Genomic DNA, 16,714 nt, shown 5'->3' on the forward strand with positions numbered 1-16,714 from the left:
TTAATTATTTCGTTTGATATCGTTTAAAGTACGAACAACAACCTCCCATTGGTTATTGTAACGCAATAAAATACCTGTAATATTTACACTGCCCTGTGGCATCACTTCCATTGAAAAATTAGCATAAGCGCTGGTATAAAGGAATAAGTTACTTCCACTCTCCGTACCATCGGCATAAGTAAAATAACGTTTTACCGATCCCTCATCACCCGGAGCGTAAGTCGCAATTCCATCTGCTTCGGTAAGTTTCACATTTTTGAAGGTAACCAATACCGGAGCTTCTTTCAAGTTTATAGCAGCAAGTTCGGCAGGAGTAGTAATTTCAATCGGTGTCAATTCCGAATAGTATAACTTAGGTTCGTTTATCAAACGTACATGTTGTTTCCATACATATTCCGGCATACGTCCTACTGCATTATTATAAACAGTTCCGATCTGCGCCTGTTTACGATAGCTACCTATCTGCAAACCCTTACAGTCAATCACTACTTTCTGACCTACCGGGCAGAATGCATACAATCCGGTTGCATTAACACCAATAACGATCGCTCCTGTTTCATCTGCCACCACGAGCTTCTTATACAAGTTTCCACTTTCATCATCGCAGGTAATTACCCCTTCAATACGCGTTTCACCTTCGATAGTCGTATAAGTATCTTTGCTTGTATCGATGAAATCATTGTATTTCTCTTTCAACGCCGCTATTGAAATCGTACGTCCTTCCGGGATCGAGTTATTGCCATAAGCATTTCCCGTCACCGGATTATCATAGTTCTCACAGGAAGTGAGGCCTGCGCCACATAGCAGTAATCCGGTACATAATATAGATAGTAATTTCTTCATAATTGTTTCTTCCTTTCTTTTTGTTTTGGATTGATAACTACACATTCTTAAAATCTATAACCAATGTTCAAGAAAGCATTGAACGGGAATGCGTAGAAATACTTAGAATTCTTGGAAAACTTGTAAACACGTGCGTCACCGTCTTTGTAATTATCATCACGGTTTTGTTCGAAACCACCTGTACGCAAATCTGTATTGTTCAGGATATTAGTCAAACTTAAATTGAGACTAATGCTCTTTCCATTGCGCAAACGGATATATTTTCCAATAGAAGCATCCAACATAAATCCGCCATCCAGTTTCTCCTGACCCGGTACATTGAGAACCGGATTTCCGTTAGCATCTACACCAGCACCATTCTTATCCAATACACTGCCAAGACGACGATAGCTTGAGAAATCGATATATACACGATCATAATAATTTCCTGTCAAATTGAAGAACCAACCTTTTACGTTATAATCCAAAGCAAGACTATAAGCAGAAAGCGGAGTGCCATTGGCACGCATACCTTTAGCATAAACACGGTCGAGGTTTGACTCATTCTCACTTTCATACGTCAACACAGCATCCGGATTATTGGTATACTTAGCTTCGCTCCAAGTACCGATAGCTGTTAATGACAGCTCACTTGTCAATTTAAAGGTAGCAGCAGCTTCTATTCCCCAATGTTCCTTTTCAATACCGTTCATAGAAAGATAAGTGAAACGTGCTTCGCTATCGTTATAGAAAGCATCCATTTCTACTTGATTCTGGAAACGAGTGTAATAACCCGTCAAACGTCCCATCACCCAAGGAGTATTGAAGTTGTAAGTCAAATCACCACCAATGATACGCTCTGTTTTCAAATCTCTCACAAAATCGTTCTTAATACGCGGAGCGATGAAAGAATTGTAAGCCAGCGGTGCACGTTCTTCATATCCGGCATTCAACGTAAAGGAATGATTGCCATTGATAGCCCAATTCAGACCAGCTTTTATACCGCCTTCTAGGAACTTCGCCGTACCGCTACTACCTAGTGATTTCAATGGCGCACGTCCGTTTCTCATCAAGCCATCACGGAACATTTGTGTAGATCCGATTTTACCGGAAGCAAAATAATTTAATGATCCACCATTATTACCCTGATAACGTACCCATGCGCTCTGCTTATTCACATAGATGTTATAGTCATAACCAAATTTATCACCTTCACCAATACGACGGTTAGGATTATCGAGGTCATTCTGCACCATGCTGGAACTAGCGCCATGGTCACGTACTGCGAACTTGTCGACATCCGTATAAAGTTGTCCACCCAGCAAGTCTTTCATTTTCTTATAATGCATACCTTTGGTTGTATTCACTGCAATTCCGGCAACATAGCTATTGCGCTCATTCCATTGATGATTGAATACAGAACTTAAGTTGAAAGCTAACTGGTCGTCGTGACGTTCTTCCACATAATAAAGCGTCTCTTTACCTAATGCATTCGCTTGTTTATTGGCAAAATAAAGAGCATCCCAATCCAACTGACGATAAGCTTTATTATTCTTCCAATTATCAGTAACCTCATTAAACTGCTGCAGTTCATCGGCAGTAGGAACGGATTCCCACACGTCGAAGATAGAGCTAGGCAATTTTTTATAATAATCCGGACGCGGATCGGCTGCATTACCATTCCAGCCTAAAGCACTTTTACCATAATTGGAATATTTGAATCCGGCACTCGTCACCAGTTTCTTATTATCATCAATGGTGAAATTCCATGAAGCGATGGCTGATGGCTCGAACTGGCGTACAATACGCGCATTTCTTTTTTCTCCATTCTGATATCCCCAGTTCGGATTATAATAATGACTGTTTGCTAAATAATAGGCTTCTTCAGTTGCCGCCATTTGCTGCCCTCTCTCTGTAGGTGTTCCCCAAGTTGCCAAAGAAAGACTATGGCGATCATTGAATACTTTCTCTGCACCGAGGAAGTAAGAAAAAGAGTTGTACTTGATTCCTTCAATATTTCCCTCGTTACCCCAACGATATCCCAATGAACCGGTAAAGGCCCATCCATTATTCATCAGACCTGTAGAATAAGTATACATTCCACGCAAGATATAGTTGCGGTTACTACCTGATAAGGTGAGTTTTGAACCGGCCGCATATTGGCTGGCACGTAAATTGATATTGGAAGCTCCCCCTATGGCTCCGAAAGTAAAGTTGTTAATTTCAAAAGGACCGATCCCCTCCTTATTACGGGTAGCATCGTTTAATCCTCCTATTAATCCGTAACTGAAACGTCCTGTTTCTGCATCATTAAACTGTACCCCATTGATATACATGTCACTATACTGGGAATCATATCCCCTCACACGAAATCTCATTGGGCTAAACAGATAACCTACATTTGACAGATAAACATCATTGTTAGAAGTGACCAATGCAGATGTGCTCTGTGCTGCATCATCATCCTCATTCAATTGTGATTCTGTAAACATGAAAGAAGCATTGTCCTCACGGGCGTTTTGCTTTGCCTTTTGCTGAGCAAAAAGTGCTGGCATTAAGCAAAATAGCACGATCGCTAACCCTAGTCGTTGTTTCATAATTTAATTTATATTAATGTTAATTGGTCTTTCGCTTTGCAATACAAATGAAATAAGCTGTTACGCAAAATAACAAAGAATTTTATAAATAACAATGTTTTTTACAAAAAAAGTAACTCGTAAGGGTGGGTTTTTCGTTTTCTTTTTAGATATTTGTCATACAAATGACAAATTACCCACTTTTAAAATCAATTTCAAAGATGAAAAAAAGCTTAATGACTTTAGGTGTACTCGCTCTTTTCGTCCTCATGGCCTATGGACAGGAAAAGAAATTTGCCCTCTACAGTGTAGCGTTCTACAATATGGAGAATTTGTTTGATACCATTCACGATGAAGGTAAGAATGACTACGAGTATCTTCCTAACGGTACTAATCAGTGGAATACGATGAAGTATAAGGCTAAGCTGAAAAACATGTCGGAAATATTAAGCCTGTTAAGTACCGACAAGTTGCCAATGGGTCCCGCCATTATCGGCGTTTCTGAAATCGAAAATTACAGAGTATTGGAAGACATACTGAAGCAACCGGCTTTAGCAGACAGAGGGTACCGATATGTTCACTACGAAGGAGAAGATCAACGTGGTGTGGACTGTGCTTTCTTCTATAATCCCAAATTGTTTGAACTGACAAATAGTAAACTCGTACCTTATGTATATATCAATGATACAGTGCATAAGACACGTGGCTTCCTGATTGCCAGCGGCAATATCGCAGATGAGAAAATGCACTTTATCGTCAATCACTGGCCTTCGAGAGCTGCCGCTTCTCCAGCACGTGAACGCGCAGGAGAACAAGTTAGAGCTATCAAAGATTCACTGTTAAGGGAAGACTCCGCAGCCAAAATTGTTATCATGGGGGATATGAACGATGACCCGATGGATAAAAGTATGGCTGTAGCACTTGGAGCTAAACGGAAACCTGTTGATGCAGGTCCTACAGACTTGTACAATCCATGGTGGGATACTTTGAAGAAAGGATATGGAACTCTGATGTACAAAGGTAAATGGAATTTGTTCGATCAAATTGTATTCACCGGAAATTTGTTGGGCACTGACCGCAGTACACTGAAATTCTATAAACATGAAATCTTCAGCCGTGATTTTATGTTCCAAAAAGAAGGAAAATATAAAGGATATCCTAAACGGACACAGGCAGGTGGTGTATGGCTAAACGGATATAGCGATCACTTGCCTACTATTATTTATCTAATTAAAGAAGTGAAATGACAAAAGCATTATTTAAACTATTCATCCTGTTCATAACTTGTAGCACTGCAATCTCATGTAGTGAACAGGATTCGCCTGAACTTCCAGACAACTCAGGCAATACCAATCAAGGAATTGCCTCTATTGACCAAACACAAATCAATGCCAATGGAGGCGGATTTATCATTCGTGTAAAAGCTGATGGCACATGGCAGGCTTCAAGTAGTGAGACTTGGTGTACATTGAGTAGAACATCCGGCAATGGAAATGGCTCTATCAGTGGATATATGAAAGCAAATACCGGAGCTGAACGAAGTGTCATTATTACAATCACAGCCGGAAAAGAGGAGGCCAAATTCACACTCAAACAATTAGCAGGCAATGGTTCAAATCCTGATCCTGATCCGGACCCTAATCCATCAGGGTATGCAGGAAGAATCGAAATTCCTAAACTGAAAGGTGGAAGCATGAACATTTTTCATACCTGGACAACTACAGAGAATGGAAAAAAGACTGTCACTTACAGTTATGAATACGATTGTACGAAAAAACATGTACGTTGGGTAGCATTGACTTTTGACAATGTGACTTCTCAAAAGAATGTGGATCGTAAAGACGATTATAAACCAGATACTAATATTCCGGCACAATACAGGACTGACAAACAAGACTACTATTCACCGTATAATAGAGGACACATGGTAGCTTCAAGTGACAGATTATATAGCCGTGAAGCAAATAGTCAGACATTCTATTATTCTAATATCAGTCCGCAACTAATAACCGGATTCAACCAAGGTGGAAGTACTTGGGATGCGATAGAGAACAAAGTACAGGAGTGGGCAAAGGTGTCAAATCCTCAAGATACAACTTACATTGTGAAAGGAACATCCATAGATTATGCAATACTGGAAACAGGTACGTATGGTGTCAAGATACCTAAATATTACTTCAGTACAATCTTATCTTACAAGAATGGACAGTACAAAGCTATTGGATTTTATATAGAGCACAAAAGCGACAAATCAAAAAATATTAAAGCATGTGCAAAATCTATCGATGAGTTAGAATCCATAACCGGGCTTGATTTCTATCATAATCTACCTGATGAGATCGAGACAGCAGTAGAAGCAAATTACAAAGAGAGCGACTGGTCTTGGTAAAGGCTCTTTCTACAAATATCCCTATCTATTAATATCAAGTAAAAATAGATAGGGATATTTTTATGGAATTATATACATGAGCATTTTATTCTAAAATAAATCTAAGAATCTATCTCGTCCATACAAATAACAGTTGTTTTATACCTAAAAGCCTCTTTAAATATAGAAGAACAGCAACAACACGAGATTACAAGCAATCACTACACCAAATCCTCCCAGAATCCAAGGACGAAGTTTACTTCCCTTCCCAGCAAAGAATAAAGCATAGAACATGTTTACCATTATATTACTGATGATAGCCTGCATACTACAAGCAGTAATTATCAATGCAGCAACGCTACCCGTATTTTGCAATAAGTTTAATATGAAAGGAGTGATATCACTAAAACCGGATACAAAAGAAAGGAGATTCAATCCGCCTGTACCTGCATAAACAAGTGTATAATGAGTTAAGAAAGTAAATATAACAAAGAGTACGGCAAAAATCAAAGCAACTTTAAATTCCAACGGATTGCTGCTATCATCCTCTTCCTCTTCAACAGGCTGGTCGTTGGAACGCTTTTGACGGGAATGAATAAACCAGGCCACAATAGCTGCCACCACTGCCATAGTCAATAGATACGGATAAATAGACAAGAAGATTTCTCGACTGAAAATAAGTATCAATATCATAAAGCGCAGAAACATCATGCTGATAGCCAATAACATGGCAGCAACATAATCAGTGGCTTCTTGCTCCGAGGCTTTCCGGCTTTTACGGGCAAGCACCGAGATAGTAGCCGTACTGCTATATAATCCGCCGATAATACCGGAGACTAATGTTCCGGATTCATGGAATACATATCGCTTTAATAAATAAGAAAGATAAGAAATACCGGATACCACCACTGTTGCCAGCCAGATAGAATAAGGAGTGAGATTTACATCCGGGATCAAATTCTTATGTGGAAGCATCGGCAAGATAATACCACTGATAGCTAGGAACTTTGCCAACGTAATCATTTCATCATTCTTCATTCGTTGCGCAAATTCCGTAAAAGTATGTTTGAGCTCGGTCAGCAGAAGCACTGTCACGACCACCATGACATAAAACCAGGAAGGTTGGGTAGCTACGATAGGCGCCATACAATAAGTAATCAGAGCTATAATAATGGTAGTCACGCCAAAGACGTGAAATTGCGATTGCTTTACATAGTAGTTTAATCCCAATAGTAATCCCAACACGGCTCCGCCTCCCATAAATAAACGCATATCCGTAGGGTCGAGTATATAAAGCAAGTAACCCAGTATACCGATAAAAGTAAAAGTACGGTCGGTTCCGAAAAGAGTAGTCTCACCCTCACGTTTCAGACTGATTCGACGCTGCGAAAGTCCGATTAGTAATGAAAACAAAGTAACTAAAACAAAAGTAACCAATTCACGCGGCACATAACCGTATAACTGTTCCATATCCATACACTGCTCTCTTTTTTATACTAAGAACAAATATACGGTTTATTTGTTAACGTTCACCACGTTTTATACGGTTTTTTCATTAGCTGTGAGTTATAGTAGCGTATATCTCCGGTTACCTCCTCACCAATAAAACCGGGTTTCACAAAAACCTCATCTTCTGACTCAAGCTCTACTTCAGCCACGATAAGACCTTCATTCTCACCATAAAATTCGTCGACTTCAAATATATGCTTGCCACTGCGCACCAAATAACGGGTCTTGTCAATGATCCCCGGTTCGCAAAGTTTCATCAATTCTTCCGCTTCTGATAAAGGCAGTTCCTTTTCCCACTCATAACGGCTGGTACCGGAAGCATTAGAGGCTCCCTTTATCGTCAAATACCCCTTATCATCCCGAACACGAACCCGAACAGTACGCCCACGAGCACTACTGATATACCCTTGTACAATGCGACTCTGCGCAAAAGCCAAAGATTTGAATTCACCGGTAACCAAAAATTTACGTTCTATTTCTTGTGCCATGACACAAAGATAATTAAAATAGTTGATAGTTGATAAATGATAGTTGATAGTTATTAGTCAGTATCTATCAACTATCATTTAGAATCTCGTCATGAATTCAATCACGATTTTATCCCGTTCCGATTCTTTAGGGATTCCGGAGTTCTTATAGAAATATTTTTCGAAATTCAGCCGGAGGTCGGCAATGAAGGCTTTGGAAAGACTTAATGTGATTCCACCTGTCACACGATGGCGAGCATAATCATTTATAATCAGGGCTTTTGTCGTTTCATCCATTTTGCCATCACTATGGTCGGTCATCATATCATAGCGAGCCAGGAAAGAAATTTTATTGAATACCTTTTTCAATGGCAAATCGTAATTAATAAAGCTATTCACTGCATGAACATCTTTGAATGTTTCATGCCCGTACATTTTATATAAATATTCCGCTTCAATATGAAAACGATCATTCTGATAATAAATACCGGCATCATACATATTAATACGCACATTTTCCGGTTTTATCATTTGGGTGCTGAGTGTCAGATTCCAGTTCTTATTAGGTAATAGCTGTGCTTTTATGGAATAATTCAGCGTTTTGTGCCATTCCTTTTGATTGGTCAAACCGGAGCCGTTAAATAATCCTCCTTCAAGGATAAAAGGGAAGCCACCTTTATTCGTATAGCCAGCCGTAAAACCAACGTCACGCACATTTCCTACTTGTTTAGCTATGAATGAGCGATTTGCAAAATACTGTTGATGTGGTGAACGGTGAGCGTCTATTGTGAAAGGAACGCGCATCTGACCAATCGTAAAATTCAGGTCTTTCACCGGAAAAATACGTGCATACGCATCGAGCATCTTGATAGAGCCTTCATCGGAAAGGTCGATTTCCGCTTTATAAGCAACTATCGGATGCACATTTCCCGAAACACTGAAGCGTGCATTACGTACTTCAAAACGGCTTTCACTTGTTTCTGTCTGGTATTCGTACTTTCCCCGGATTGTTCCGTGAATCTCCGGCAGATAATCCTTAAACTCCATGGTCTGCTTATCCAGCATCTTACCATCCCCTGCATCTTCTTTTGCCTGTCCAAAGGCCATTGTCGCCAGCAAAAGCATAACGACGGTTGTTGTGATTCTACTCATTTCAGTTGTCTGCTACTAAATTCACGGCAAAAGTACAACTGTGAGGATACACGGAGATGACAAATTAACTACGGGAAAATGACAAAAAAGTTACATTTATATTACAGAGAACACAAATGCATTACAAAACAAAGAGTTCGCCACAAATTACGCAGATTAACACAGATCGGATTTGATATTTATCCTATCAATAACCAAACAATCTGGGTTAACCGTATAATTTGTGGCGAACTTATCAGCCGAAAAAGGAAAATGCGATCAGCATAATCAATGCCAAAATAATTAATGAGACGAACACTATTTTGACAACCTTCTGGGCTTGTTCTTCTTCTTTCTTACTAATTGCTACTTTTTTCTTCACCTTACCCATAATAGTTAGCTTTAAAGTTCAACGCTAACAAAGTAAGTACAAATCTATTAACTTTCCAAAAATAACTCTTGCTAATTTTATTTTTTATGATTCTTGTGAAGAAAACTCCATCAAATAAGCTTTGATAAAACCATCTATTTTGCCATCCATCACGCCGTTCACATCCGAGGTTTGATAGTTGGTACGGTGGTCTTTCACACGACGGTCATCAAATACGTAGCTTCGGATTTGAGAACCCCATTCGATTTTCTTCTTACCGGCTTCCACCTTCGCCTGTTCTGCCATACGGTGCTGCAGTTCCTTATCATATAAGATAGAACGTAACTGACGCATTGCATTCTCACGGTTCTTCGGTTGGTCACGGGTTTCGGTATTCTCGATCAGGATTTCTTCTTCCTCACCGGTATAAGGGTCTTTATACTGATAACGCAAACGGACACCGGACTCCACCTTATTCACATTCTGTCCACCGGCACCACCGCTTCGGAACGTATCCCAAGAGATATTGGCAGGCAAAATATTAACTTCAATACTGTCATCTACCAACGGAGTAACAAACACAGAAGCAAAAGAGGTCATACGTTTACCCTGCGCATTGTAGGGAGAAACACGGACCAAACGGTGCACACCGTTCTCTCCTTTCAAATAACCATAAGCAAAGTCACCTTCGATATTGATAGTACAGGTCTTGATTCCGGCTTCATCCCCTTCCTGAAGGTTGGCAATGGTAGCTTTATAACCGTTCGTCTCGGCATAACGCAGATACATACGCATCAGCATGGAAGCCCAGTCCTGACTTTCCGTACCACCGGCACCTGAATTGATTTTCAGCACACAATCCATCTGGTCGGCTTCATCACGAAGCATATTTTTGAGTTCGAGTGCCTCTACCGCCTCACTGGCTTTTGCATAAGCAGCATCTACATCTTCCTCAGTCACCAGTTCTTCTTTATAGAAATCAAATGCCAGTTCGAGTTCGTCTGCCAGCGTTTTGAGTTCGTTGTAACCCTCAATCCACTTTTGCAGGTCTTTCACCAGTTTCATTTGAGCTTCGGCTCTCTTCTGGTCATCCCAGAATCCCGGAGCTTGTGTTCTTAATTGCTCTTCTTCGACTTGAATTTTCTTCCCGTCGATGTCAAAGATACCTCCTCAGCGCATCAGTGCGCTCTTTCACGTCTTTAAGTTGTTCAATAGTAATCATTTGATTTACAATTTTATTATTTACAAATTTCAGATATCGGGGACAAAGATAAGCAAAATTCTGCTACCTTTGTTTTTGTTATTAAAATGTTGTCATATCATGAACAAACGATTGAAACTTTCTTGCTTATCACTCTTCCTGGCATTAGTGATTTGCAGCTGTAGCTCACAAAAGAAGTATAGCTACGAAACAGTGCCCAATGACCCGCTAAAAGCCCGCATTTACACACTGGACAACGGACTAAAGGTTTACCTCACCGTAAACAAGGAAACTCCGCGCATACAAACATTTATCGCAGTAAGAGTGGGCGGGAAGAATGACCCGGCAGAAACGACGGGACTTGCCCATTATTTCGAACATCTGATGTTTAAAGGCACCGACAAGTTTGGCACACAAGACTACGCGACCGAAAAGCCTCTGCTGGATGCAATCGAACAACAGTTCGAAATTTATCGTAAGACTACAGATGAAGCGGAACGTAAGGCGATCTACCACACCATCGACAGCCTTTCTTACGAAGCTTCCAAGTATGCTATCCCTAATGAATATGACAAATTAATGGCAGCCATCGGATCTACCGGCAGCAATGCTTATACCTGGTATGACCAGACGGTCTATCAGGAAGACATTCCTTCCAACCAGATAGAAAACTGGGCGAAGATTCAGGCAGATCGTTTTGAAAACAATGTGATTCGTGGTTTCCATACTGAATTGGAAGCTGTATATGAAGAGAAAAATATGTCACTCACCCGTGACAACAGCAAAGTGCAGGAAGCTATTTTTTCTTCTCTTTTCCCCAAGCATCCTTATGGAACGCAGACTGTGTTAGGTACACAGGAGAACCTGAAGAATCCTTCTATCACGAACATTAAGAACTACTATAAACAATGGTACGTGCCTAATAATATGGCAATCTGTATGTCCGGCGATTTAGACCCGGATGCAACGATTGCATTAATCGATAAATATTTTGGTGGATTGAAACCCAATCCGGAACTTCCGAAACTGGACTTGCCGAAAGAGGCGCCAATCACGCAACCTGTTGTAAAAGAGGTGTTAGGTCCGGATGCCGAAAGCGTTGCACTGGCTTGGAGATTCCCCGGTGTATCCGACAAAGACTTTGAAATCCTGCAAGTCGTTTCGCAAGTATTATACAATGGAAAGGCAGGACTTATCGACCTTGACCTGAACCAGCAGCAGAAAGTGTTGAATAGCTACGGTTACCCGATGGGACTGGCAGATTACTCTGCATTGCTGTTAGGAGGACTTCCCAAACAAGGACAAACACTGGAAGAGGTAAAAGACTTGCTACTCAGCGAAATCAAGAAGCTCCGTGCCGGAGAGTTCGACGAGAAAATGCTGGAAGCGAACATCAACAATTTCAAACTCGGTGAACTGCAAAACATGGAAAGCAACGAAGGACGTGCCGATATGTTTGTCAACTCATTTATTAACGGCACAGACTGGAAAAATGAAGTTACTGCCATCGACCGCATGGCCAAACTGACCAAAGAAGACATCGTAGCGTTCGCCAACAAATACCTGAAAGAAGATAATTATGCCGTTATCTACAAAAAGCAAGGAAAAGACCCGAACGAAAAGAAGATGACGAAACCGGAGATTACTCCTATCATAACCAATCGTGATGTAGCCAGTCCGTTCCTTGTGGAGGTACAGGAAAGCGCAGTTAAACCGATTGAGCCTGTGTTCCTCGACTATCAAAAGGATATGAGCCAATTAAAGGCAAAATCGGATATTCCGGTTCTTTACAAGCAGAATGTAGCCAATGACCTGTTCCAATTGATTTATGTCTTTGATATGGGAAACAACCATGACAAAGCTTTGGGAACAGCATTCGATTATCTCGAATATCTCGGTACTTCGGACATGACACCGGAAGAACTGAAAAGTGAATTCTATCGCCTGGCTTGTACTTTCTATGTTTCTCCGGGTAACGAACGCACGTATGTCGTACTTTCCGGACTGAATGAGAATATGCCTGCTGCCGTACAATTATTCGAAAAGCTACTGGCAGATGCGCAGGTTAATAAGGAAGCCTATACTAATATGACCAGCGATATACTGAAAGCCCGTTCGGACGCCAAACTGAATCAGGGACAGAACTTCTCCCGTTTGATGAGCTTTGCCATGTACGGTCCCAAATCCCCTGCCACCAATCTACTGACGGAGGCGGAACTGACAAATATGAATCCACAGGAACTGGTAGACCGGATTCACAATCAGAACAGCTACAAGCACCGTATTTTATACTACGGCCCAAGCAGCAGCAAAGATTTACTGGCTACCATCAACCAATATCATCAGGTTCCGGCAGCCCTGAAGGATATTCCTGCCGGAAACGAGTATGCTTATCTCGAAACTCCCGTTACTAAAGTTCTAGTAGCTCCTTATGACGCCAAGCAAATATACATGGCACAGATATCCAATCTCGATAAGAAGTATGATCCTGCCATTGAACCTATCCGCGCATTATATGATGAATACTTCGGAGGGGGCATGAACTCTATCGTCTTCCAGGAAATGCGTGAAACACGTGGATTGGCTTATTCCGCCTGGGCTAGCATAATGCCGCCGAGCTACTTGAAGTATCCCTATGTACTACGTACACAGATTGCCACGCAAAACGACAAAATGATTGATGCCGTCACTACATTTAATGACATCATCAATAATATGCCGGAATCCGAAGCTGCTTTCAAACTGGCTAAAGACGGATTAACCAACCGTCTGCGCACCGAACGTATCATCAAAGGTGACATTATCTGGAGTTATATCAATGCACAAGATTTAGGGCAAAACGTAGACCCGCGCATCAAGCTCTACAACGACATACAGAACATGTCGCTAAAAGATATTGTCGATTTCCAAAAGCAATGGGTAAAAGGACGTACGTATGTTTATTGCATCCTGGGAGATAAGAAAGATTTGGAGCTGGATAAATTGAAAGCTGTAGGTCCTATTGAAGAATTGACCCAAGAACAGATTTTCGGATACTAAAAAGAAACGAACCGGCCATAAATAATTAGCAGGTGTCAAAGCCCCCCCTAAACACAAAGTTTACCCCTGTTACAAATTGAACTGTAACAGGGGTAATACTTTTAAAGAGAGCTCCAATACACTCTTTATTGTTTCCGATTTATCATTTACGGTTTATCGTTTCATTTTTAACGATAAACCGCTTATCGCCTATTTCTCACTTTCTTCGTACATCTTCTCTATCTGCTCACTATAATTCTTGGCAACCACCGCCCGTTTCAGTTTCAGTGTATTAGTCAATTCTCCACGTTCCATGCTGAATGGCTCAGGCAGTAAAGTGAAACGTTTGATTTGTTCATAGTGCGCAAATTGTTGCTGAAGTGTATCGATCCGGGCACGGAACAATCCTACAATCTTCGGATGCTGCAACAGTTCCGTCATATCCTTATATTCAATACCCTTTTCTTTGGCATACTCTTTCACAAATCCATATACAGGAACAATCAGAGCCGAGACAAACTTACGTTGATCGGCGATAATGGCAATCTGGTCGATATAACGGTCAATGACCAACTTCGTTTCCAAAGCTTGCGGAGCGACGTATTTGCCGTTTGATGTTTTGAATAAATCTTTAATACGTTCCGTCAGGAAAAGCTGTCCATTTTTAAAGTAACCGGCATCACCTGTATGGAACCAGCCATCCGGCTCAATAGCGGCAGCTGTGGCTTCCGCTTTTTTGTAATAGCCTTTTGTGATCGTCTTACCCCGAAGCAGGATTTCATTGTCTTCACCGATTTTCACTTCAATCCCCGGCAGTACAACACCTACCGAACCGATATCATAGCCAACCGGCAGTGTACAAGATACAGTAGCCGTAGATTCCGTCAGTCCATATCCTACCACCATATTGATTCCTACCGAATGAACGAATTCATTAATCTCATCGGGAACGGCAGCACCGGCAGTCGGGAAAAAGTTACCATTCTCAATACCGATTGTTTTTTTCAGCAAAGAATAGATAGTCTTTTCGTAAAACTTATATTTCAGTTGATTCATCACCGGAGGAGTCTTTCCCAGACGCAGATAATCCAGATTATGGATTCTACCTACCCGGATAGCATCCAGCATCAGTGCCTTCTTCAACCCGGTTGTTTCGTTTATTTTTTCCTGTACCCCTGCATACACCTTCTCCCAAAAACGGGGAACACTGCACATCAGTGTCGGGCGAATTTCCTTAATGGTTGTTTGTATATCTGCCGGACGGAGATTGATACAAATCTGCACTCCTTTATGAATACAGAGATAACACCATGCTTTCTCAAACACGTGTGTTAATGGAAGGAAGTTCATCGATACATCCTTATCCGACATCGTCGTCAAACGGTCATCATGTGTATGAAACTGTTCCAGATAACAAGAATGATGAAGCATAACCCCTTTCGGTTCCCCCGTTGTGCCGGAAGTATAGAGAATATTTGCCAAGTCATCATAAGAAGCCCGCTCCGTACGTTCTTCTACCGTATCATTATGAGGCAATCCCTCTCCCGTCGCCATAAATTCATCAAAATAGATAGATGATACGTCACGAGGGTCTTTTACCACCGAACGGTCAAAGATTATCAGTTGTTGCAAAGAAGAACAGAAACCAAAGATACTGAAAGCGGCATCATACTGGTATTGCTCACCGACAAAAAGAAAACGAATCTGCGCATCATTAATGATATATTGCGCCTGCGCAGGTGAACTCGTTGCATAAAACGGAATGGTAACCGCCCGGTTGGCAAATGCACCAAAGTCTACATAGAACCATTCGGGTTTATTCTGTGAAAATATACCGATATTCTCTTGTTCTTCCACTCCCAATGCCACGAAAGCATTAGCTGCTTGCCGTACTGTTCCGGAGAACTGCTTCCATGAAATAGGAATCCATTGAGCTGTCTCATAGTCACGGTATTTTAAGGCTACCTTGTCGCCATATTTTTCGGCCTGACGATGGACCAGGACAGATAAATGATGATAAGTCATACTCTTTGTATTAGTAAATATGGTACAAAGGTATTAGTTTTATTTGAAACTATTGCTCAAAACGACTATCTTTGTGCAAATATTAAGGTATAGATAAAAGATTTGCACTATGAAATATGATATTCCGTATATGACAACAGAGGCTGTAAGCCTGCTTAAATCACTGATTAGTATTCCTTCAATCAGCCGGGAAGAAACCCAAGCTGCGGATTTCCTGCAAAACTATATTGAAATGGCAGGTATGCAGACGGGACGTAAAGGAAACAATGTATGGTGCTTTAGTCCGATGTTTGATCTGAAGAAGCCGACTATTTTACTTAACTCCCACATAGACACAGTGAAACCTGTTAACGGTTGGCGGAAAGATCCGTTCACTCCACGTGAAGAAAACGGTAAGTTATATGGATTAGGAAGTAACGATGCCGGTGCCAGCGTTGTTTCGTTATTACAGGTGTTCCTGCAACTATGTCGCACTTCACAGAAATATAATCTGATTTATCTGGCCTCTTGCGAAGAAGAAGTTTCAGGTAAAGATGGAATTGAGAGTGTATTACAGGGGCTCCCTCCTGTTTCGTTCGCCATAGTAGGTGAACCTACAGAGATGCAACCTGCCATTGCCGAGAAGGGATTAATGGTACTAGATGTTACTGCCACAGGTAAGGCGGGACACGCAGCGCGTAATGAAGGAGACAATGCTATTTACAAAGTATTAGATGATATTGCCTGGTTCCGTGACTATCGTTTTGAGAAAGAGTCACCCTTGTTGGGTCCCGTGAAGATGAGTGTCACTGTTATCAATGCCGGTACACAACACAATGTGATTCCCGATAAATGTACTTTCATCGTCGATGTCCGGAGTAACGAGCTTTACTCAAATGAAGAATTGTTTGCTGAAATCAAAAAGCATATTTCCTGTGAAGCCCAAGCTCGTTCATTCCGCCTCAATTCTTCACGAATTGACGAAAAGCACCCATTTGTACAGAAAGCTATGAAGTTAGGACGCGTTCCTTTGGGTTCTCCAACATTGTCCGACCAGGCACTAATGTCCTTCCCATCGGTAAAAATTGGTCCGGGCCGTTCGTCACGTTCACACACGGCAGAAGAATATATCATGTTAAAAGAAATAGAAGAAGCTATCGGACTTTATTTAGAGTTATTGGACGGACTTCTGATTTAATAAAAGTCATTGGTGAATTGATAATTGTTATCCTATTATATAGTTCTCAA

The 16,714-nt window shown here is 41.1% G+C and carries 11 protein-coding genes; 4 read left to right on the forward strand and 7 right to left on the reverse strand.

What is annotated here, in order from left to right; genetic code table 11:
- Positions 1–843 (reverse strand): DUF5689 domain-containing protein, encoded by an 843-nt coding sequence (locus CJF29_RS21805; RefSeq protein WP_008776004.1) that lies wholly within the window; start codon positions 841–843, stop codon positions 1–3.
- 47 nt (positions 844–890) lie between these two features.
- On the reverse strand, positions 891–3,419 hold the full coding sequence (locus CJF29_RS21810; protein ID WP_004299561.1) for a TonB-dependent receptor: 2,529 nt from the start codon (positions 3,417–3,419) through the stop codon (positions 891–893).
- Between the two features lie 200 nt (positions 3,420–3,619).
- Here CJF29_RS21810 and CJF29_RS21815 point away from each other — a divergent pair, with 200 nt between their 5' ends.
- Together CJF29_RS21815 and CJF29_RS21820 are read left to right on the forward strand one after the other, a co-directional pair.
- Positions 3,620–4,645: an endonuclease/exonuclease/phosphatase family protein gene (locus tag CJF29_RS21815; protein WP_004299560.1), complete on the forward strand. Its 1,026-nt coding sequence runs from the start codon at positions 3,620–3,622 to the stop codon at positions 4,643–4,645.
- A complete protein-coding gene (locus CJF29_RS21820; RefSeq protein ID WP_009039757.1) occupies positions 4,642–5,787 on the forward strand; it encodes a DNA/RNA non-specific endonuclease in 1,146 nt (381 codons plus the stop codon). The genes CJF29_RS21815 and CJF29_RS21820 overlap by 4 nt, the downstream gene beginning before the upstream one ends.
- A gap of 156 nt (positions 5,788–5,943) precedes the next feature.
- Here CJF29_RS21820 and CJF29_RS21825 read toward each other — a convergent pair whose 3' ends face one another.
- The 4 genes from CJF29_RS21825 to prfB form a co-directional block, all read right to left on the reverse strand.
- A complete protein-coding gene (locus tag CJF29_RS21825; RefSeq protein WP_032853303.1) occupies positions 5,944–7,236 on the reverse strand; it encodes an MgtC/SapB family protein in 1,293 nt (430 codons plus the stop codon).
- A gap of 59 nt (positions 7,237–7,295) precedes the next feature.
- Complete coding sequence (locus CJF29_RS21830) at positions 7,296–7,763, reverse strand: CYTH domain-containing protein (RefSeq protein ID WP_099146317.1); 468 nt, start codon at positions 7,761–7,763, stop codon at positions 7,296–7,298.
- Between the two features lie 78 nt (positions 7,764–7,841).
- Complete coding sequence (locus tag CJF29_RS21835; protein WP_099146316.1) at positions 7,842–8,894, reverse strand: porin; 1,053 nt, start codon at positions 8,892–8,894, stop codon at positions 7,842–7,844.
- Between the two features lie 454 nt (positions 8,895–9,348).
- Positions 9,349–10,465, reverse strand: a protein-coding gene (gene prfB, locus CJF29_RS21840) for a peptide chain release factor 2 (RefSeq protein ID WP_143256892.1) whose coding sequence is annotated in 2 segments (ribosomal slippage) — positions 9,349–10,401 and positions 10,403–10,465 — 1,116 coding nt in all. Because the reading frame shifts where the segments join, the coding sequence is not laid out codon by codon here.
- Between the two features lie 99 nt (positions 10,466–10,564).
- Between prfB and CJF29_RS21845 the strand changes: the two genes are divergently transcribed.
- Positions 10,565–13,483: a M16 family metallopeptidase gene (locus tag CJF29_RS21845; RefSeq protein WP_176553116.1), complete on the forward strand. Its 2,919-nt coding sequence runs from the start codon at positions 10,565–10,567 to the stop codon at positions 13,481–13,483.
- Between the two features lie 189 nt (positions 13,484–13,672).
- Here the strand turns inward: CJF29_RS21845 and CJF29_RS21850 are convergent, their stop codons facing one another.
- On the reverse strand, positions 13,673–15,487 hold the full coding sequence (locus CJF29_RS21850; protein ID WP_004305211.1) for an AMP-dependent synthetase/ligase: 1,815 nt from the start codon (positions 15,485–15,487) through the stop codon (positions 13,673–13,675).
- Positions 15,488–15,596: 109 nt separating this feature from the next.
- On the opposite strand from CJF29_RS21850, the gene CJF29_RS21855 reads away from it, so the two are divergent.
- The gene (locus CJF29_RS21855; RefSeq protein ID WP_099146313.1) at positions 15,597–16,664 is read left to right on the forward strand and encodes a M20 family metallo-hydrolase; all 1,068 of its coding nucleotides are present in this window, start codon (positions 15,597–15,599) and stop codon (positions 16,662–16,664) included.
- The last annotated feature ends 50 nt before the right edge of the window (positions 16,665–16,714 follow it).

Source organism: Bacteroides celer, from assembly GCF_002632415.2.
In the GTDB taxonomy this organism is placed as follows: Bacteria; Bacteroidota; Bacteroidia; order Bacteroidales; family Bacteroidaceae; genus Bacteroides.